The sequence below is a fragment of the Frateuria sp. Soil773 genome (genome assembly GCF_001428405.1).
In the GTDB taxonomy this organism is placed as follows: Bacteria; Pseudomonadota; Gammaproteobacteria; order Xanthomonadales; family Rhodanobacteraceae; genus LMSL01.
Genome location: NZ_LMSL01000014.1, coordinates 28,019 through 47,220, shown reverse-complemented (window position 1 = coordinate 47,220; position 19,202 = coordinate 28,019). Strand labels below are relative to the sequence as shown.

Below are 19,202 nucleotides of genomic sequence, written 5' to 3'. Positions count from 1 at the left end.
GCTTGTCTTCAGGGATGAAGGTCGCCATCCAGGAGCTCATGTCAGCCGTTACCGCCCCCGCACGACGCCTGACCGTCGTCCAGTTGATCCCGGCGCTGCAGTCGGGCGGCGCCGAGCGCTCGGCGCTGGAGATCGCCCGCGCCCTGGTGGCGGCGGGCCATCGGTCGGTGGTGGTTTCGGCCGGAGGCCGGCTGGTGGCGCAGCTCGAAGCCGAAGGCAGCGAGCACGTGACGCTGGACCTGGGCCGCAAGTCGTTGCGCACGCTGCTGCAACTGGGCGCGCTGCGGCGATTGCTGCGCGAGCTGAAGCCGGACATCGTGCACGCCCGGTCGCGCCTGCCGGCCTGGCTGGGCTGGTGGTCGCTGCGCGGCATGTCCCCGGTGCCGCATTTTGTCACTACTGTGCACGGATTGAACTCGCCGGGTCGCTACAGCTCGATCCTGCTGCGCGGCGAGCGGGTGATCGCGGTATCGCAGACCATGCGTGACTACGCGCTCAGCCACTACGCCTGGCTGGACCCGGCTCGGGTGCGGGTGATCCCCCGCGGCATCGACCCGCAGGCGTTTCCCTATGGCCACCGCCCGGACGATGCCTGGCGCAAGGCGTTCTTCGCCGAATTCCCGCAGTTGGCCGGTGCGCCGCTGCTGACCCTGCCGGGGCGCGGCACTCGCCTGAAGGGCCACCACGACGCGATCGAGCTGGCCGCCGACCTCAAGCACCGCGGCATCGAGGTGCGCCTGCTGCTGCTGGGCGTGATCGAGCCCGGCCGCGAGGCCTACGTCGAGGAGTTGCGCCAGCTGGTCCGCGCACGCGGGCTGGAGGCCCAGGTGGTGCTGACCCCGCCGCGCAACGACGTGCGCGACATCTACGCCAGCTCGGCGCTGATCCTGCAGCTTTCCAACCGGCCCGAATCGTTCGGCCGCACCGTGGTCGAGGCGCTGTCGCTGTGCCGGCCGGTGCTCGGCTACGCGCATGGCGGCGTCGGCGAGCTGCTGGCCGAGCTGTACCCGGCCGGCCGGGTGCCGCTGGGCGACCGCGAGCGGCTGGTCGAGCGCGCCGCCGAACTGCTGCGGGTGGCGCCGCCGATCCCGATGCTGCAAAGCTACCGCCTGGACGACATGCAGCAGGCCACGCTGGCGCTGTACGACGAGCTGACGAGCGCCTGAGGTTCCGCGGCGGGGCGCCACCGCGTCGCGGCGGTCACCTACAATCGGGCCTGTTCCCGACAGGCCCCGTGATGCCACTCATCGACCGTCTCCGCGCCGCGCTGCGTTCGCCCCTGCTGCCGTACTGGCTGGTCGTCGCCTTGCTGCCGCTGGCGCGCAGCGCCGAGATCGGTACCTTCCTGTGCCTGCTCGGCTGCGTGCTGCTGTTCGCGCGCCATCCGCAGGCGCTGCGCCAGCACGCCGGCGCGCGGCTGCTGCTGTGGCTGCTGGCGGCGTACGTGGGGGCGGCGCTGCTGTCGGCGTTCGATGCGCTCGTGCCCGGCAAGAGCTGGGGCACGGTGGCGGCGCTGCTGCGCTACGTGCCGCTGGGGCTGTATGCGTGCTTTGCGATCCGCCGCGAAGCGCGCCTGCATGCGCTGTACCTGGGCGTCGCCGCGGTGGTCGGGCTGTGGGTGCTTGATGCATGGCTGCAGGCGCTGACCGGCTGGAGCCTGGGCGGCCATGCCGAGGCGGAGCGGATCTCCGGCATCTTCGGCGCGGACAACCTCAAGCTCGGCCCGGCGCTGGCGGTGCTGTCGCCGTTCGCGTTGTGGGCGGCGCGGAGGCGCTGGGGCTGGCGGGGGCTGGCCGCGGCCTTCCTGCTGCTGCTCGGCCCGGTGCTGCTGGCCGGTTCGCGCGCCGCCTGGCTGAGCTTCGCCCTGGTGGCGCTGGCGTTCGGCTGGCGCGAGGCGCGCTCGCCGCGGCGCTTCGCCGCGATCGCTGTCGCCGGCGTGCTGGCGCTGGCGCTGGCCGGCGCAGTCGCCTGGCAGGCCTCCACGCGCTTCCACGAACGGATGACGCGTACGCTGGCGGCGTTCGACGGCCACGAGCAGGGGCTGGACCAGGCGCTGTCCGGCCGGCTCGACATCTGGCGCACCAGCGCGCGGATGATCGCCGCGCATCCGTGGAACGGCGTGGGCGTGCGCGGCTTCCGCTACGCCTATCCGCACTATGCGCCGGCCGGCGACCACTTCCTGGTGGCCGAGCCCTGCGGTCCCGGCGAGGGCGCCTGCCATGCCCACCAACTGGTGCTGGAGGTGCTGGCCGAAACCGGCGCGGTCGGGCTGCTGCTGTGGCTCGCGGCCGCCGCGTGGGCGCTGCGGGCCTGGCGGCGCGCGGGAGCGGCGGCGCGGGAGCGGGCGTTTCCGGTGAGCGTGGCGCTGGGCGCGATGCTGTTCCCGCTGAATACGCACCTGGCGTTCTATTCGGCCTGGTGGGGGCTGCTGTTCGCCTGGCTGCTGGGGCTGTGGTGCGCCAGCCTGTATGCGGCCGGCAACCCCACCTGGCCGCACGACGAAAATCTCTCGCTGGAGACTCGCGATGGCGCGTGAGCCGCTGTCGGTGGTGCTGATCACCTACAACAATGCCGACACCCTGGAAGCCTGCCTGCGCGAGGTGGACTGGGCCGAGGAGATCGTGGTGCTCGATTCGGGTTCCACCGACGCCACGCTGGCGATCGCCGCGCGGCACGGTGCGCGCATCGCGGCGCACCCGTTCGACGACTACGGCCCGCAGAAGCAGCGTGCCTACGCGATGGCCAGCCACGACTGGATCCTCAACCTGGATGCCGACGAGATCCTGTCGCCGGGCACCCGCGAGGTGATCGAGCAGGCGCTGGAATCGCCGCGCCACGCCGGCTTCCGGTTGCCGCGGCGCGAGCGGATGTTCTGGACCGTGCAGCACCGGCGCAGTTGGCGCAACGGCCACCTGCGCCTGTTCGACCGCCGCCGCGGCGGCATGAACGACGTGGAGGTGCACGCGGCGGTGGAAGTGCGCGGCCCGGTGAAGACGCTGCGCCGCGCCGACTTCGTCAACGACGGCGACAGCGACATCGCCACCCGGGTGGAGAAGATCAACCGCTACACGACCGGCATGGTGGCGCACAAGCTGCGCAAGCGGCAGCGTTTCACCGGCCTGCGCATGGTGTGCTACCCGCCGCTGTTCTTCCTGCGCCAGTACGTCGGCAAGCGATACTTCCTCAGTGGCTGGGCCGGCTTCATCGCCAGCGTGTGCGGCGCGTTCTACGCTTTCCTGAAGTACGCCAAGCTGCACGAGGCGCGCGAACGCGCGCGCCGCGAGGATTCAGGCGGCCTGCGCTAGCGCCGTCTCCAGCTTCAGCGTCTGCAGCAGCATGTGGCAGGCATGGCGGCGCAGCGCCTCGCGCCTGCGGAAGGCCGAGCGGTGGCGACTTTCCACATCGCGCTCGTCGCGCTCGGCCTCCCGTGGCGGCAAGTCGTAGTAGCCCCGCCTGCCGGCCGTGCCGCCGCACTCGTTCCAGAAGCCGTCGTAGTCGGCCTTGATCTTGTCGGGCTTGCCAGCGAAGGGGTGCGAGGCATTGTCCACGCCTCGCACCCGTTCCACGTCCAGCGCCCCGGCCAGTGCGTAGGCCATCGACAGCAGCAGGTTCTTCGGCCGCAGGTTGTACGCCTGCCGGGTGAACTCGCGCACCGCTTCCAGCCCCATGCCGGGCTCGGCGCCCTGCACGCATCCGATCAGCAGGCTGCGGCCCTGGTCGCCCAGGGTGAAGATCAGCGAGGACAGCCGCCGTCCCTGCATGTCGAGCAGGTAGAGGCCGAGCTCGCCTTCCAGGCCCTTGTTGGCCGGACGGCGCAGCGCCAGCACGGCGTGGCCGCCGTCCTTGAGCGAGAGCCGCCCGTCCAGGCGCAATTCGCCGTCGACGTAGATCGCCTTCACCGTCGTCGCGGGCAGGCGCTGGATCAAGGTGGCGTAGTGGTCGCGCACGATGGCCAGGCGCTCGCCGGGGCGCAGCTCGCGGTTGATGTAGCCGTGGTGCCAGCGCTCGTGCAGGCGCGGCTGCACGGCGACGATGCGGCGCATCGGCAACGAACCGTAGAGGCATTCCAGCCACTCGCGCTGCGCCCGGTGGCGCAGCAGGCAGCGCCATGCGTATTTGGCGGCCTTGGCCCAGCGCCTGGCGCCGCGCGCGCCCCAGTCCCCGCGGTTGCGCATGGATCGCGCAAAGATCCGCCATGCCATAGTCGTCCTGCCTCGATATTGAAATGAGGCTATCTAGCGATGGCTTCCTTGCGCCAATCTGTCGGCGCCGCGAGGCCGGTAGGGCGAAGTTCAGCCTCGCCGCTCAATACACCGGCGGCGCGCCCGCCGGGCGGGTCTTGAAGCGCTTGTGCACCCACAGGTATTGCTCGGGCGCCTCGCGCACCATCTGTTCGATGCAGGCGTTGACGCGCGCGGTGTCGTCCAGCACGTCGCCGGTGGGGAACGGCTGCAGCGGCGCGCCCAGCCGCATCGCGTAGCCGCCCTCGGGCAGGCGGCGGTGGAAGAACGGGATCACCACGGCGCCGGACATCCTGGCCAGGTGGTGGGTGGCGGTGATGGTTGCCGCGGGGACGCCGAAGAACGGCACGAACACGCTGTCCTTGCTGCGCATGTCCTGGTCGGGCGCGTACCACAGCGTGCCGCCGCCGCGCAGGTATCTCACGGTGCCGCGCAGGTCGTCCTTCTCGAACATCGCCTCGGCGTAGCCGAGCCGCGCGCGCAGCACCGCCCACTCGAACACGGCCGAATCCATCCGCCGGTACATGCCGGCGATCGGGATGCGCCGCGAGACCAGCCGCGCGCACAGTTCCAGGTGCGAGAAGTGCCCGCCGACCAGCAGCACGCCCTTGCCCTGCGCGCGCGCCGCCTCCAGGTGCTCGATGCCTTCGAGGCTGACCGGCAGGCGCGCGACGGCCCGGTCCGAGCCCATCCAGCCCAGGGCGAACTCCACCATCATCAGGCCGATGTCACGCAGGTGCGCGTCGACCAGCGCCGCCCTCGCCGCGGCGTCGAGCGCGGGAAAGCACAGCGCGATGTTGGCCTCGGCGATCCGCCGCCGCGGCGAAGGAATGCGCATGACCAGGCCGCCGAGCCGGCGGCCCAGCCACAGCAGGGCCGGATAGGGCAGCCGCGCGATCAGCCAGATCGCGGCCGCGCCCAGCCACGCCGGCCAGTGGCGCGGCGCGAGCAGGGAGCGCGGGAAGGAAGGTCGGGGCATGCCGGGCATCGCGGCATTGTAGCGGCGCGGTGCCGGTCCGGCTCGCACGTGGACCGCTCGCTATACTGCGAAACCGCCAGGTGCCTCGCGGCAGGGGACTTTCGTTGCGCTATCTCTATATCTTGGTGATGTACCTGGTGACGCCGTTGATCGTGCTGCGCCTGCTCGCGCGCGGCGTGCGCTACCGCAACTACCACCGGCGCTGGCGCGAGCGCTTCGGCTTCTTCGAGACGCCCGGGCTGCGCGGCAGCATATGGGTGCACGCGGTCTCGGTGGGCGAGGTGAATGCGGCCGAACCCCTGATCAAGGCGCTGCGCACGGACTATCCGAACGCGCCGCTGGTGCTCACCACGGTGACGCCGACCGGCTCGGCGCGGGTGCGCCAGTTGTTCGGCGACAGCGTGTTCCACGTCTACCTGCCGTACGACCTGCCGTTCGCGGTGTCACGCTTCCTGCATCGGGTGCGGCCACGGCTGGCGATCATCGTGGAAACCGAGATCTGGCCGAACCTCTACCACGCCTGCAAGCGGCGCGGGATCCCGCTGATGATCGTCAACGCGCGCCTGTCCGAGCGGTCGCTGCGCGGCTACAAGCCCATGCTGGGGCTGGTGCGCTCGGCCCTGCGCAGCGTCCGGCAGATCGCCGCGCAGTCGCGCTCCGATGCCGCGCGCTATCGCCTGCTGGGAGCCGACCCCGAGCGGATCGTGGTCAGCGGCAACCTGAAGTTCGACATGCCGGTGCCCGACGGCGCCGTGGCGGCCGGCGCCGAACTGCGCTGCCAGTGGGGCGCGCGGCGGCCGGTATGGATCGCGGCCAGCACCCACGAGGGCGAGGAACTGCCGGTGCTGGAGGCGCACCTGGACGTGCTCAGGCGCCTGCCCGACGCACTGCTGCTGATCGCGCCGCGGCACCCGGAACGCTTCCGTGCGGTCGAGGGCTCGGTACGCAGCCTCGGCTTCTCGATGGCCACCCGCAGCGTCGACAAGGCGCCCTCGGCGGCCCATCAGGTCTTCGTGATCGACGCGATGGGCGTGCTGATGCCGTACTACGCGGCGGCCGACGTGGCCTTCGTCGGCGGCAGCCTGGTGCCGATCGGCGGCCACAACGTGCTGGAGCCGGCGTCGCTGGCGCGGCCCGTGCTGGTGGGGCCGCACACGTTCAACTTCGAGGAGATCACGCTCACCCTGATCCGCGAGGGCGGCGCATTGCTGGTGCCCGACGGCGCGCGGCTGGGCGGCGCGGTGCTGGAGCTGCTGCGCGACACCGTGCGGCGCGAGCACATGGGGCGGATGGCGCGCGAGGTGTTCGACAGCGAGCGCGGCGCGGTGCGCCGGGTGATGACGCTGATCGACACCCTGCTGCAGGAGTAGCCGCCGGCGCGGATGGCGCAAAGCGAAACGGCCGGATCGCTCCGGCCGTTTCTCCATGGTGCCGCGGGTGCGAGCCCGGTTACTGCAGCAGCGCGTTGATCGCTTCCACGTCCTTCAGGTCCGCGGTGCCGGCGGCCTGCTTCAGCAGCAGCTTGTTCAGCACGAACTGGTGGCGCGTCTGCGAGTAGTTGCTCTGTGCCTGGGTCAGGTTCTGCTGCGCGATCAGCACTTCGACGATGGTGCGGGTGCCGACCTCGAAGCCCGCCTGGCTAGCCGCCAGCGCGCTCTCGGCCGAGGTCACCGCGGCCTTGCTGGCCTCGACCTGGCTGATCCCGGCGATCACCGAGCGGTAATAGTTGAGCGTGTCGCGGGTGACCTGGCGGCGCTGGATCTCCAGCCCGTCCTGGGCGGCGTCGCGGTCGTAGATCGACTGGCGCACGCGCGACTGGGTCGCGCCGCCCTCGAAGATCGGCACGCGCAGGGTGAGCCCGATGGTGTTGCCGAAGCGGCCGTTGCCGGCCCCGGCGCCCTGCGACGACAGCCGGCCGTTCTCCAGCCAGGTGGAGTTCTTGCTGCGGATCAACTGGGCGTTGACGGTCGGCAGGTGGCCGGCGCGCGCCGAGTTGACGCTGTGGTTGGCCGCCTCGACGCTGTACTGCTGCGACAGGATGTTCGGGTTGGTCTTCAGCGCCTGGGCGACCCACGCGTTCGGGTCGTTCGGCGCCGGCGCGTCCATCGGCAGGTCGTCGCGCAGCTTCTTCAGGTCGGTCGCCGGCTTGCCGGTGATCTGGGTGAGCGCCTCGCGCATGTCGTTGAGCGTGTTCTCGGCGCTGATCACCTGTGCGGTGGCCAGGTCGTGCTGCGCCTTGGCGTCGTAGACGTCGGTGATCGCCGACAGGCCCACGTCGAAGCGCTGCTGCGCCTGGTCGAGCTGGCGCTTGAACGAGGCTTCGCTGGCCTTGGCGAATTCCAGCGCGTCCTCGCTGGTCAGCACGTTGAAGTAGGCCTGGGTCACCCGCACGAACAGGTTCTGCAGCGCGGCCTGGTACAGCTCGCTCTGCGCGTCGGACTGCGAGTGCGCGGCGCGCAGGTTGGCGATCTTGCTCAGGTCGAAGATGGTCTGGTCGACCTCGCCGGAGATCGTGCGGGTGCGGCTGTGGCCGAAGTCGTACGTATCGCCGTTCTCGTCCCGGCCCTTGCCGCCGTTGCTCGACTGGTTGAGGGTCAGGCCGGCGGAGATCTGCGGCAGCAGCAGCGCGCGGTTCTGCGCGACGCCCTCGTGGACCGACAGCCGGGTCGCATCCGCCTGCGACAGCACCGGGTCATTGGTGCGTGCTTCTCGGTATGCATCCAGCAGGTCCTCGCCGTGACCGGGCAGCGCAACCGCCGACAGGGCCAGTGCAAGGGTAAGAAGCTTCAAGCGCATTGGGTCGCCTCGTGGGAATCGTGGGTGGGAATTTCAGAAAACGAACCGGCGCGGCGGTTCGGCATGCGCCAGGTAGGGCAGGTCGGTTTCCAGCAGGATCGTCTCGCGGTAGCGGCCCGAGCCTTCGTGCGTGAGCAGCACCAGTTGTTGCGCCGGCGATTCGCCGCGCACCGCCAGCAGGCGGCCGCCCGGCTTCAGCCAGCCGAGGAAGCGCGGCGGGATCTGCCACACCGCGCCGGTCACCGCCAGCGCGTCGAACAGGCCGGCGGGCTGCCAACCGTGGACGGCCTCGCCGGTCACCAGCTCGACGTTGCCGATGCCGGCGGCCTGCAGCCGCTGCGCGGCGGCGGCGGTGAAGTCGGCATGCATGTCGATGCTGGTCACCTGCGCGGCCAGGCTGGCCAGGCAGGCGGTGAGGAAGCCCGAGCCGGTGCCGATCTCCAGCACCCGGTCTTCCGGCTGCAGGTCGAGCGCCTGCAGCACGCGGCCTTCCAGCACCGGCTTCATCATCACCTCGCCGTGGCCCAGCGGCAGGCACACGTCGGCGAAGGCCAGCCCGCGATGCTCGGGAGCGACGAAATCCTCGCGGCGGACGCGGGCCAGCACGTCGAGCACGCGGGCATCGAGCACGTCCCAGGGGCGCACCTGGTTCTCCACCATGTTCTGTCGCGCCTGCTCGAAATTCATCGCCATCTCAGCTGGTGTCCCGTCGAAATCGAAAAAGGTCAAAAAGGATAAGCGGTTAGGCCATTTCCGACAATCACTAGCCTGCGGCCTGGGGCACGCCGCTCGAAGTGCCGGAAGTCATCGCGCTGGCCTGACGGAAGTCATGCGTGGCGCGGTGTCCGCGGACACTCAGGCGCTCAGGCGGCGCTCCGACGAGAGGCCGCCGCCGATCGACGGCAGGCGCTGCATGGCCTCGGCCACCAGTGCGTACAGGCTGGCGTCCAGCCGCCGCAGGCGGGTCGCCAGGTCGGTGCCGCCGCGCTGCTGCGCGGCCAGGCACAGCCAGGCCAGCCAGCGCGCCAGCCGGTGGCGGTCGACCACGTCCAGCGCCGCCAGCGCCAGGCGGGCGCGGAACGCCTGGGAACGCGCCCCGGCCCGGGTGCGTTCCAGCCAGATGCCCAGCGTGCGCTGGGCATGGCGGTACACTGGACTGAGTTGGAGTTCGGCGCTCGTGCTGGACATGGCGGATATTTCCGAAGGCAACTGGAATAGTCGGGACACTGGAAATAATTGAACCGATGCGTATAATAAAGTCGATTTTGTCATTTGTGAAGGTGTCGCCATGAACTCCGCCGTGCAAACCAAGCCCCAGGGACCTGGCCGCCCGAAGGACATGGAGAAGCGTGCGGCGATCCTGGAAGCGGCCAAGAGCCTGTTCATCCGCAACGCCTTCGCCGGCACCAGCATGGACGCGGTGGCCGCCGAGGCGGGCGTGTCCAAGCTCACCGTCTACAGCCATTTCGGCGACAAGGACAACCTGTTCCGCGAGGTGATCCGCGCCCACGTGCACGACCTGCTGCCGGAAGACACCTACCATTTCGACGCCGGCGACGACATCCGCGAGACCCTGCTGCGGGTGGCGCTGACCCATGCGCGCCTCGACTGCGACCAGCAGACCGTGGGCACCTTCCGGGCGATCCTCAGCGACTGCCGCCAGGGCAACCCGCGCTACGGCAGGCTGATCTGGGAAGAAGGGGCGATGCGCACGCATGGCCTGATGGAACGCCTGCTGCAGCAGGCGGTTGACGCCGGCCGCCTGGAGATCGACGACGTGCCGCGCGCGGCCGGCCAGTTCATCGCGCTGATCAAGGGCAACCTGATGATGCGGCGCATGTTCGGCTGCGTGGAATGCAACGACAGCTACGCCGCCGAGATCGAGGCCACCGCCCGCGCCGGCGTGGACATGTTCCTGCGCGCCTACCTGCCGCGCTGAACGCGCTCGCCTGAATCCCCGCTTCGTGCTTGAATAGCCCCCTTGAAGCGGGGGTGCCGACCACGGTCGGCTGAGAGAGTCCCTTCGAACCTGATCCGGTTAGCACCGGTGTAGGGAGCTTCGCCGCACGGCGCCGGCCGTGCGTCCGGCGCCGCCGCTTCGGCCGTCCCGCGCGAACCCTTCGCGCGGTACCCGCACCTCCCCGGTGCGGTCCCTCCAGCCCGAAGCAGGACGACACGCCGATGAATGCCCAGCCCTCCGACCTCGCGCGCGCCGCGCAGGAACTTTCCGAAGCCGTCGTGCGCCCGATCCCGGGTTCGCGCAAGGTCTACGTGCAGGGCAGCCGGCCCGACCTGAAGGTGCCGCTGCGCGAGATCGGCCAGGCGCAGACGCCGACCCTGTTCGGCGGCGAGGCGAATCCGGCGGTCACCGTGTACGACACCTCCGGCCCGTACACCGACCCGGACTACGCCGTCGACCTCGCGGCCGGCCTGCCGGCCCTGCGCGCCGCATGGATCGCCGAGCGCGGCGACACCGAGCAACTGCCCGGGCTCAGCTCCGAATTCGGGCGTCGGCGCGCGGCCGATCCGAAGCTCGACCCGCTGCGCTTCGCCGGCACGCGCGCGCCGCGCCGGGCGAAGGCGGGCGCCAACGTCACCCAGATGCACTACGCGCGGCGCGGCATCGTCACGCCGGAGATGGAGTACATCGCGATCCGCGAGAACCAGAAGCTGGAGGCGCTGGCCGGCAGCGCGCTGCTGGAGCAGCACCCGGGCCAGCCGTTCGGCGCGGCGCTGCCCGCACGCATCACGCCGGAGTTCGTGCGCGACGAGGTGGCCCGCGGCCGCGCCATCATTCCCTGCAACATCAACCACCCGGAAAGCGAGCCGATGATCATCGGCCGCAACTTCCTCACCAAGATCAACGCGAACATCGGCAATTCCGCCGTGTCCTCGGGCATCGCCGAGGAGGTGGAGAAGCTGGTGTGGTCGATCCGCTGGGGCGGCGACACGGTGATGGACCTGTCCACCGGCAAGCACATCCACGAGACGCGCGAGTGGATCATCCGCAACTCGCCGGTGCCGATCGGCACGGTGCCGATCTACCAGGCGCTGGAAAAGGTCGACGGCGTGGCCGAGAACCTCACCTGGGAAATCTTCCGCGACACCCTGATCGAGCAGGCCGAGCAGGGCGTGGACTACTTCACCATCCATGCCGGCGTGCTGCTGCGCTTCGTGCCGCTCACCGCCAGGCGGGTCACCGGCATCGTCTCGCGCGGCGGCTCGATCATGGCCAAGTGGTGCCTCGCGCACCACAAGGAGAACTTCCTCTACACCCACTTCGAGGACATCTGCGAGATCATGAAGGCGTACGACGTCGCCTTCTCGCTCGGCGACGGGCTGCGCCCGGGCTGCATCGCCGACGCCAACGACGCGGCGCAGTTCGGCGAGCTGGACACCCTCGGCGAGCTGACCCGGATCGCCTGGAAGCACGACGTGCAGGTGATGATCGAGGGGCCCGGCCACGTGCCCATGCACCTCATCAAGGAGAACATGGAGCGCCAGCTGGAGAAATGCGCCGAGGCGCCGTTCTATACGCTCGGGCCGCTCACCACCGACATCGCGCCGGGCTACGACCACATCACCAGCGCGATCGGCGCGGCGATGATCGGCTGGTTCGGCACGGCGATGCTCTGCTACGTGACGCCGAAGGAGCACCTGGGCCTGCCCAACAAGCAGGACGTGCGCGACGGCATCATCGCCTACAGGATCGCCGCGCATGCGGCGGACCTCGCCAAGGGCCACCCGGGCGCGCAGGTGCGCGACAACGCGCTCAGCAAGGCGCGCTTCGAGTTCCGCTGGGACGACCAGTTCAACCTCGGCCTGGACCCGGAGAAGGCGAAGGAATTCCACGATGAGACCCTGCCCAAGGATGCCCACAAGAGCGCGCACTTCTGCTCGATGTGCGGGCCGAAGTTCTGCTCGATGAAGATCACCCAGGACGTGCGCGACTACGCCGCCGAGCACGGCACCGGCGAGGCCGAGGCGCTGGCCGAGGGCATGGCCGGGAAGGCCGCCGAATTCCGCGCGCAGGGGGCCGAGGTGTACCGCAAGGCGTAGTCCCGCGGCCTCCCGGCCGGACGCGCGGGGTGGCCGGGCGGCGGCGTGCGGTCCGGCCCGCCGGGCCGGGCCGGCTTTGACGCCGCCGCTACATCGCGTGGCTAGACTAGGTCGGCCGCAGCCATACGCCACGCGAAGGAACTCCCACCATGGCCACTACGTCGAAGCCGTTTCTTTCCGATATCGAGACCATCCGCAAGCGTGCGCGCGAGCACATGAAGCGCGGCGCGGTCACCGACAGCTACACGCTGGACCGCGATACGGTACTGAAGCTGCTGAACGAGGCGCTGGCCACCGAGATCGTGTGCGTGCTGCGCTACAAGGCGCATTACTACCTCGCTTCCGGCATCAACGCGAAGAGCGTGGCGGCCGAATTCCTCGAACACGCCAACGAGGAACAGCAGCACGCCGACCAGATCGCCGAGCGCATCACCCAGCTCGACGGCACACCCAACTTCGAGCCGGACGGCCTGTCCACCCGCAGCCACGCCGAGTTCGTGGTGCCGGAGGATCTGGCCTCCATGATCGAGGAGAACCTAGTCGCCGAACGCATCGCGATCGACAGCTACCGCGAGATCATCAACTACGTCGGCGACCAGGACACCACCACCAAGCGCATGCTCGAAGGCATCCTGGCGATGGAGGAAGAGCACGCCGAGGACATGAAGACGCTGATGGAGGATTTCGGCAAGAAGGGCGAGCCCGCCAAGCCGGGCAAGCGCAAGGCGTGAGGGTCGCCCGGCCCGGCTCGCGCCGGGCCGGATGCCGGCCGCCGCGCAGGCGGCCCATGCTGCCGTGAGTGGGGAGAAACGACATGAACCAGTACGACGCCGCACGATCGAGCGCTTTCGCGGACATGGCGGAGCACCTGCGCCGCAACTGGGGTTGGCTGATGGCGCTGGGCGTGCTGCTGCTGATCCTCGGCGTCATTGCTCTGGCGGATTCGGTGGCGGCCACGGTGGTGTCGGCGCTCGTGTTCGGCTGGATCCTGCTGGTCGCAGGCATCGTCGAAGGCGTGCAGGCGTTCCGGCACCGTGCCAGCGGCCACCTGCTGCTGCACGTGCTGAACGCGGTGCTGGCCCTCGTCGTGGGTGTCGTGCTGTTGCAGAATCCCGTCGGCGGCGCGATCGGCCTGACCCTGCTGCTGGCGGTCTACTTCGTGGTGGCCGGCGTGTTCCGCATCGTGGCGGCCTGGAGCACGCATGCCCCCGGGCGGGGCTGGTTGATCTTCAACGGGATCGTGACCCTGGTGCTCGGCCTGCTGGTATGGTCTCAATGGCCGGTCAGCGGCCTGTGGGTGATCGGCGTGTTCATCGGCATCGACCTGATCGTCGCCGGCTGGTCGCAGATAATGACCGCCATGGCGGTGCGCAACCTGCCTGCGCGGGCCTGAGGGTTCGCATCCGCCGCTAGCGTCCCGAAGAGGATGGCCAGCCGCTCAGCGCCAGCTTGCCGATGCTGGCGCCCGATTCCAGCCGGCGATGCGCCTCGCGCAGGTTCTCGGCGCTGATCGGCGCCAGCGTGTCGCGGCGTATGTCCTTCAGTTCGCCGGCGTCGACCAACTGCGCCACGCGGGCAAGGATGCGGCCCTGCTCGGCCATGTCCGGCGTGCGGAAGCGCGGGCGCGCGAACATCATTTCCCAGTGGATGCCGATGCACTTGGCCTTGTAGGGGTCGCCGATCCTGAGCGCGCCCTTCGGCTCCACGATCAGGCCGAGGTGGCCCTGCGGCGCCAGCAGTTCGCCCAGCGCGTCCCAGTAGCGGTCGGTGTCCGCCAGATTGATGGCGGCATCGACCTGCGCGAAGCCGAGTGCCGCCAGTTGCGGCGCCAACGGCTGGCGATGGTCGACCACGTGCTGCGCGCCCATCGCGCGGCACCAGTCCGCGCTCTCGGGGCGCGAGGCGGTGGCGACCACGGCGAAGCCGGCGCGCCGCGCCAGCTGGATCGCGATGGAGCCCACGCCGCCGGCGCCGCCGATCACCAGCAGCGACTTGCCCGCGCCGCCGCGTTCGCTGTCGAACGGCATGCGCTGGAACAGCAGCTCCCACGCGGTGATCGCCACCAGCGGCAGCGTGGCCGCCTGGGCGAAGTCCAGCGTGCGCGGCATCGCCGCCGCCAGCCGCACGTCGACCAGCTGGTATTCGGCGTTGCTGCCCGGGCGGGTGACGTCGCCGGCGTAGTACACGCGGTCGCCGGGCCGGAAGCCCTGCACGGCGTCGCCCGCCGCCTCGACCGTGCCGGCGGCGTCGTAGCCCAGCACCTTCGGCTGTGCCTCCACCTGCGGCTTGGGCGAGCGCACCTTGGTGTCCACCGGGTTCACCGAGACGGCTTGCACGCGCACCAGCAGATCGTGCGCGCCGGGTTCCGGCCGGGGCAGCTCCACGTCGAGCAGCGATTCGGGATCGTCGATGGGCAGGTAGCGGGTGAGGGCGACGGCTTTCATGGGTTCGGCTCCGTGGGGACGGGATACGCGGCCACCGGCGGCGGATTGCGCTCGGCGAACTGGCCGTTCCAGTAGGGATAGTAAGGATACGGCGGCATCACCGCGCTGGCGGCGTCCAGCGCCGCGACCTGCGCGGGCGCGAGGTTCCAGCCGACCGCGCCGAGGTTGTCGGCGAGCTGCCGCTCGTTGCGCGCGCCGATCAGCACGCTGGACACGGTGGGGCGCTGGAGCAGCCAGTTGATCGCCACCTGCGGCACCGTACGGCCGGTTTCCGCGGCGACGGCTTCCAGCGCATCCACCACGCGGTACAGCCGTTCCTCGTCCACCGGCGGCGCGAAGCCGGCGGTGTCGTGCAGGCGGCTGCCGGCGGGCAGCGGCTGGCCGCGGCGGATCCGGCCGGTGAGGCGGCCCCAGCCCAGCGGGCTCCACACGATGGCGCCCAGCCCCTGGTCCTGGCCCAGCGGCATCAGCTCCCATTCGTAGTCGCGGCCGACCAGCGAGTAGTACGCCTGGTTGGCGACGAAGCGCGCGCGGCCGTGGCGGTCGGCGGCGGCCTGCGATTTCATGATCTGCCAGCCGGAGAAGTTCGACACGCCGAGATAGCGCAGCTTGCCTGCGCGCACCAGGTCGTCTAGCGTGGACATCACCTCGTCCACCGGCGTCATCGCGTCGAAGTGGTGCAGTTGCAGCAGGTCGATCCAGTCGGTGCCGAGCCGCTTCAGCGCGCGCTCCACGCCGCCGATCAGGTGATGGCGCGAGGCGCCTGCGTCGTTCGGGCCGTCGCCCGCGCGCAGCGTCAGCTTGGTGGAGACGATGGCGCGGTCGCGGCGGCCCTTCAGCGCGGCGCCGAGGATTTCCTCCGAGGCGCCGTCCGAATAGACGTCCGCGCTGTCGAACAGGTTGGCGCCGGCGTCCAGGCAGAGGTCGACCAGGCGCTTCGCCTCGGCGACGCCGCTGCTGCCCCAGGCGCTGAACAGCGGGCCCTTGCCGCCGAAGGTGCCGGCGCCGAAGCCCAGCGCGGGTACCTTGAAGCCGGAACGGCCGAGGAAACGGTATTCCATGATGAATCTCCGTTGGTGGGAAGGCATTCGTACCGAAGCGTGTTCAATGAGGTGAGGCGCCTCGGCTTCTATCGACTCGTCATTCCGGTATCGACTCGTCATTCCGGCGCAGGCCGGAATCCAGCGGCCGCGAGGCTCGAGTGACCGTGGCCGCTACTGGATGACCGGGCCTTCGTCTGTTGAAAAGCGCCTCCGGCCTTCGCCGCGATGACGATCCGGGTCCGGTGGCCGCCGCCGGCAATGAAGTCGTTCTCTGGCCGTGCCTCGTGTGAGCGGCATGCGTCAGGCCTGCGGGCAGACTGCGGCCGCCCGGGCGGGGCGCCGGCCGCGCAGCGCGTATGCCGCCAGCGCGATGCCGACCACCGTCACCAGCGTGGCGACCCACGGCAGCGCGGCCAGCCCGGCGCCGCGCGCGATGGCCTGGCTGCCCAGCCACGCGCCCAGCGCGTTGGCCAGGTTGAACGCGCCGATGTTGAGGCTGGAGGCCAGGCTGGGGGCGTCGGCGGCCTGGCGCAGGATCCACAACTGCAGCGGCGCCACGGTGGCGAACATCGCCATGCCCAGCAGGCCGGTGAACAGCACCATCGACCACGGCGCATGCTGCGCGAAGCCGAACACCGCCAGCACCGCGGCCAGCGCCGCCAGGGTGCCGATCAGCGCGCTGGACAGGCGGCGGTCGGCGAGCCGGCCGCCGAGCGGGTTGCCGATCGCCATGCCCAGGCCGAACACCAGCAGCACCGGCGAGACCATCGCGTCGCCGAAGCCGGTGACGCGGGTCAGCAGCGGCTCGATGTAGGTGTAGACCACGAACACGCCGGCGAAGCCGAACACCGTGGTGGCGAGGCCGAGCAGCACCGGCGCGCCGGCGATGGCGCGCAGTTCCGTGCCCAGCGCCGCGGGCGCGGTTTCGCCGCGGGTGGGCGGCACCAGCACGGCCAGCGCCAGCATCGCCAGCACGCCGATCGCGGTCACCGCCCAGAACGCCGCATGCCAGCCATGGTGCAGGCCCAGCCATGCGCAGGCCGGCACGCCGACCAGGGTGGCCAGCGCCAGGCCGTTGAACATGGTGGCGATGGCCGATGCCTTGCGCTGCTCGGGCACCAGCGAGGTAGCCACCACCGCGCCCACGCCGAAGAAGGTGCCGTGCGCCAGCGAGGTGAGCACGCGCGCGGCCATCAGCGCGGCATAGCTTCCGGCCAGCGCGCAGGCGAGGTTGCCCAGGGTGAAGGTCGCCATCAGCCCCAGCAGCACCGCCTTGCGCGGCAGGCGGCGGGTGGCCAGGGTGATCGCCGGCGCGCCCACGAACACGCCGAAGGCGTAGCCGGAGATCAGCAGGCCGGCGGTGGCGATGCTCACGCCGAGGTCGCCGGAAACCTGCTGCAGCAGGCCCATGATCACGAATTCGGTGGTGCCGATGCCGAAGGCGCCGACGGCCAGCGCGTACAGCGCCGGCGGGGTACGGGAAAGAGGGGAAGCCATGGTGTCGCTCTCCTTGACGAAGCGCGCAGCCTAGGCACTTGTACTATCAACAGAAACCATCAAGATGGCGATTCATTTTCAATGATTCGTTGAAAAACTATGGATCGCCTGGACGACCTCGCCCTGTTCCTGCGCGTGCTGGACCAGGGCTCGATCAGCGCCGCCGCGCGCAGCCTGGACATCTCGGTGGCGGTGGCCAGCCAGCGCCTGCAGCGGCTGGAGCGCGGTCTGGGCGTGCGGCTGCTGCAGCGGACCACGCGGCGCCTGCATCCCACCCCGGAAGGGCGGCTGCTGGCCGAGCAGGGCCGCGCGCTGGTCGAGGACCTGGACGCGCTGACCGCAGACCTGCGCCAGAGCGCCGGCAGCGTGTCCGGCACCCTGCGCGTGACGATGTCGGCCGCGTTCGGCCGCCAGTACATCTCGCCGCTGCTGCCCGAGTTCATGGCGCGCTATCCGAAGCTGCGCCTGTTCGCCCACCTCAGCGACGAGCTGGTGGACGTGGTGGGCGCCGGCTACGACCTCGCCATCCGCATCGGCGCGCTGGACGACTCCAGCCTGGTCGCGCGCCGGCTCGCGTCGAACCGCCGGCTGCTGTGCGCCTCGCCCGACTACCTGCGCCGGCACGGCCGCCCGCGCACGCCGGCCGAGCTGGCGAAGCACGAATGCGTGCTGCTGTCCGGGCGCGACGGCCGGCAGGACGTGTGGCGCCTCGTCGACCGCCACGGCCGCGAGCATGCGGTGCGCGTGCAGGGGCGCTTCGAGACCACGCTGGGCGAGCTGATCCGCGATGCGGTGCTGGCCGGGCAGGGCATCGCCCTGCATTCGCTGTGGCACGTGCACGAGGAACTGGCCGACGGCCGGCTGGAAGCGGTGCTGCCCGACTACGCCCCGCCCGAGAGCGCGATCTGGGCGGTGACGCCGCAGCGGCGGCTGGTGCCGCCGCGGGTGCGCGCCTTCACCGATTTCCTGGCCGGGAAGCTGGGCGATCCGCCGCCGTGGGAGCGCCGGCGCGTTCCGTAGCGCAAGGTCGGCGGCCGTTGCGGATGCGCGTTGTAAGCTTGGCCGCGTCGCTTGCCGCACGATTCGTTGCCGCACAAACCAAGGAAGCCGTTCATGCAGCCGCAGACCTCCACGTCCCCCTCGCGCCACGGCCTGGTACGCGCCGTCGTGCTGATTTTCGCCGTCCTGGTCCTGGCCGTGTGCGCCCTGATGTGGTGGTGGGACACCGAGCCGGCGCCGTTCGACCCGATGGCCGTCGCCAAAAGCCGGATGGCCGAACGCCAGCGGCCGATGGCGGTGGGCGTCGTCACCACGTCCACCCTGATCGAATCGGTGCAGGTGCTGCTGGACAAGCGCGGCGGCTACCTGAGCAACGACAAGCTGCCGCCCGGCGTGCTGATGGACAACCTGCCGAACTGGGAATTCGGCTCGCTGACCGCCTCGCGCGACCTGGTGCGCGCGCTGCGCAACGACTTCAGCCGCTCGCAGACGCAGTCGACCGAGGACAAGGACCTGGCCGACGCCGATCCCCTGCTCAACAGCCCCAACGACCGCTGGCTGCTGCCCAGCTCGGAGAGCCAGTACCGCAAGGCGATCCGCCACCTGGACGGCTATCTCGACCGCCTCGGCGACAACGACGACGGCAACGCGCACTTCTACGCGCGCGCCGACAACCTGGCCGACTACCTGCAGGTGGTCTCGGCGCGGCTCGGCTCGCTATCGCAGCGGCTGTCGGCCAGCGTGGGCCAGATCCGGCTGGACACGGTGCCCTCGGCGGACGTGCCGGCCGGCGCCAGCACGGCGCCTGCGCCGGGCGGCGGCCAGTTGGTGAAGACGCCGTGGACGAAGATCGACGACAACTTCTACGAGGCGCGCGGCTACACCTGGACGGTGCTGGCCCAGCTCAAGGCGATCCAGCACGATTTCGGCCCGATCCTGCGCAGCAAGAACGCCGACGCCAGCCTGGGCCAGGTGATCCGCGAGCTGGAGGAGGCGCAGAAGCCGCTGCACAGCCCGATGGTGCTCAACGGTTCGCCCTACGGCTTCTTCGCCAACCACTCGCTGGTGCTGGCCAACTACGTGTCGCGCGCCAACGCGGCGATCATTGACCTGCGCGAGCTGCTCAAGCGCGGCTGAGCACGCG

Annotated in this window: 18 protein-coding genes and 1 riboswitch; of the genes, 10 read left to right on the top strand and 8 right to left on the bottom strand. The window is 70.4% G+C overall.

All coding sequences use genetic code 11. The features are described 5' to 3' along the window. Positions 1–38: 38 nt before the first annotated feature. The 3 genes from ASG87_RS06760 (at position 39) to ASG87_RS06750 (ending at position 3,305) form a co-directional block, all read left to right on the top strand. Positions 39–1,166, top strand: coding sequence for a glycosyltransferase (locus tag ASG87_RS06760; protein WP_056003044.1), 1,128 nt, complete (start codon positions 39–41; stop codon positions 1,164–1,166). A gap of 71 nt (positions 1,167–1,237) precedes the next feature. Then, positions 1,238–2,536 (top strand): O-antigen ligase family protein, encoded by a 1,299-nt coding sequence (locus tag ASG87_RS06755; protein WP_056002757.1) that lies wholly within the window; start codon positions 1,238–1,240, stop codon positions 2,534–2,536. Continuing rightward, positions 2,526–3,305 carry a glycosyltransferase family 2 protein gene (locus ASG87_RS06750; protein ID WP_056002754.1) on the top strand — a complete coding sequence of 260 codons (780 nt, stop codon included), beginning with the start codon at positions 2,526–2,528 and terminating at the stop codon, positions 3,303–3,305. Before ASG87_RS06755 ends, ASG87_RS06750 begins: the two co-directional genes overlap by 11 nt. Here the strand turns inward: ASG87_RS06750 and ASG87_RS06745 are convergent. Beyond that, on the bottom strand, positions 3,288–4,175 hold the full coding sequence (locus ASG87_RS06745; RefSeq protein WP_235499584.1) for a DUF535 family protein: 888 nt from the start codon (positions 4,173–4,175) through the stop codon (positions 3,288–3,290). The two genes, ASG87_RS06750 and ASG87_RS06745, sit on opposite strands and share 18 nt — an antisense overlap. Positions 4,176–4,305: 130 nt before the next feature. Continuing rightward, the gene (lpxL, locus tag ASG87_RS06740; RefSeq protein ID WP_056003041.1) at positions 4,306–5,220 is read right to left on the bottom strand and encodes an LpxL/LpxP family Kdo(2)-lipid IV(A) lauroyl/palmitoleoyl acyltransferase; all 915 of its coding nucleotides are present in this window, start codon (positions 5,218–5,220) and stop codon (positions 4,306–4,308) included. A 104-nt stretch (positions 5,221–5,324) separates the two neighbouring features. On the opposite strand from lpxL, the gene waaA reads away from it, so the two are divergent. Further along, entirely contained in the window at positions 5,325–6,590 is a 1,266-nt protein-coding gene (gene waaA / locus ASG87_RS06735; protein ID WP_056002748.1) for a lipid IV(A) 3-deoxy-D-manno-octulosonic acid transferase, read from the top strand. A 79-nt stretch (positions 6,591–6,669) separates the two neighbouring features. On the opposite strand, the gene ASG87_RS06730 is transcribed toward waaA, so the two are convergent. From ASG87_RS06730 to ASG87_RS06720, 3 genes are all read right to left on the bottom strand, one after another. Further along, the gene (locus ASG87_RS06730; protein ID WP_056002745.1) at positions 6,670–8,016 is read right to left on the bottom strand and encodes a TolC family outer membrane protein; all 1,347 of its coding nucleotides are present in this window, start codon (positions 8,014–8,016) and stop codon (positions 6,670–6,672) included. Between the two features lie 33 nt (positions 8,017–8,049). Continuing rightward, on the bottom strand, positions 8,050–8,709 hold the full coding sequence (locus ASG87_RS06725; protein WP_056002741.1) for a protein-L-isoaspartate O-methyltransferase: 660 nt from the start codon (positions 8,707–8,709) through the stop codon (positions 8,050–8,052). Between the two features lie 162 nt (positions 8,710–8,871). Next, entirely contained in the window at positions 8,872–9,204 is a 333-nt protein-coding gene (locus ASG87_RS06720; RefSeq protein ID WP_157510929.1) for a hypothetical protein, read from the bottom strand. Positions 9,205–9,304: 100 nt separating this feature from the next. Here ASG87_RS06720 and ASG87_RS06715 point away from each other — a divergent pair, with 100 nt between their 5' ends. From ASG87_RS06715 to ASG87_RS06700, 4 genes are all read left to right on the top strand, one after another. After that, positions 9,305–9,955 carry a TetR/AcrR family transcriptional regulator gene (locus tag ASG87_RS06715; RefSeq protein ID WP_056002735.1) on the top strand — a complete coding sequence of 217 codons (651 nt, stop codon included), beginning with the start codon at positions 9,305–9,307 and terminating at the stop codon, positions 9,953–9,955. 39 nt (positions 9,956–9,994) lie between these two features. Continuing rightward, a riboswitch (TPP riboswitch) is annotated at positions 9,995–10,089 on the top strand. A 108-nt stretch (positions 10,090–10,197) separates the two neighbouring features. Continuing rightward, entirely contained in the window at positions 10,198–12,075 is a 1,878-nt protein-coding gene (gene thiC, locus ASG87_RS06710; protein WP_056002732.1) for a phosphomethylpyrimidine synthase ThiC, read from the top strand. Between the two features lie 149 nt (positions 12,076–12,224). After that, positions 12,225–12,806, top strand: coding sequence for a ferritin-like domain-containing protein (locus ASG87_RS06705; RefSeq protein WP_056002729.1), 582 nt, complete (start codon positions 12,225–12,227; stop codon positions 12,804–12,806). An 83-nt stretch (positions 12,807–12,889) separates the two neighbouring features. Beyond that, the gene (locus ASG87_RS06700) at positions 12,890–13,468 is read left to right on the top strand and encodes an HdeD family acid-resistance protein (RefSeq protein ID WP_056002726.1); all 579 of its coding nucleotides are present in this window, start codon (positions 12,890–12,892) and stop codon (positions 13,466–13,468) included. 16 nt (positions 13,469–13,484) lie between these two features. Here ASG87_RS06700 and ASG87_RS06695 read toward each other — a convergent pair whose 3' ends face one another. The 3 genes from ASG87_RS06695 to ASG87_RS06685 all read right to left on the bottom strand — a co-directional run bounded on the left by ASG87_RS06695 (position 13,485) and on the right by ASG87_RS06685 (position 17,059). Then, the gene (locus tag ASG87_RS06695; RefSeq protein ID WP_056002723.1) at positions 13,485–14,519 is read right to left on the bottom strand and encodes a zinc-binding alcohol dehydrogenase family protein; all 1,035 of its coding nucleotides are present in this window, start codon (positions 14,517–14,519) and stop codon (positions 13,485–13,487) included. Then, positions 14,516–15,580, bottom strand: a complete 1,065-nt coding sequence (locus ASG87_RS06690; RefSeq protein ID WP_056002720.1) for an aldo/keto reductase — start codon at positions 15,578–15,580, stop codon at positions 14,516–14,518. Before ASG87_RS06690 ends, ASG87_RS06695 begins: the two co-directional genes overlap by 4 nt. Positions 15,581–15,862: 282 nt before the next feature. Further along, on the bottom strand, positions 15,863–17,059 hold the full coding sequence (locus tag ASG87_RS06685; RefSeq protein ID WP_056002715.1) for an MFS transporter: 1,197 nt from the start codon (positions 17,057–17,059) through the stop codon (positions 15,863–15,865). 99 nt (positions 17,060–17,158) lie between these two features. Between ASG87_RS06685 and ASG87_RS06680 the strand changes: the two genes are divergently transcribed. Both ASG87_RS06680 and ASG87_RS06675 read left to right on the top strand, forming a co-directional pair. After that, positions 17,159–18,079 carry a LysR family transcriptional regulator gene (locus ASG87_RS06680; protein WP_056002712.1) on the top strand — a complete coding sequence of 307 codons (921 nt, stop codon included), beginning with the start codon at positions 17,159–17,161 and terminating at the stop codon, positions 18,077–18,079. Positions 18,080–18,172: 93 nt separating this feature from the next. Continuing rightward, entirely contained in the window at positions 18,173–19,195 is a 1,023-nt protein-coding gene (locus ASG87_RS06675; RefSeq protein ID WP_056002709.1) for a DUF2333 family protein, read from the top strand. Positions 19,196–19,202 lie beyond the last annotated feature (7 nt).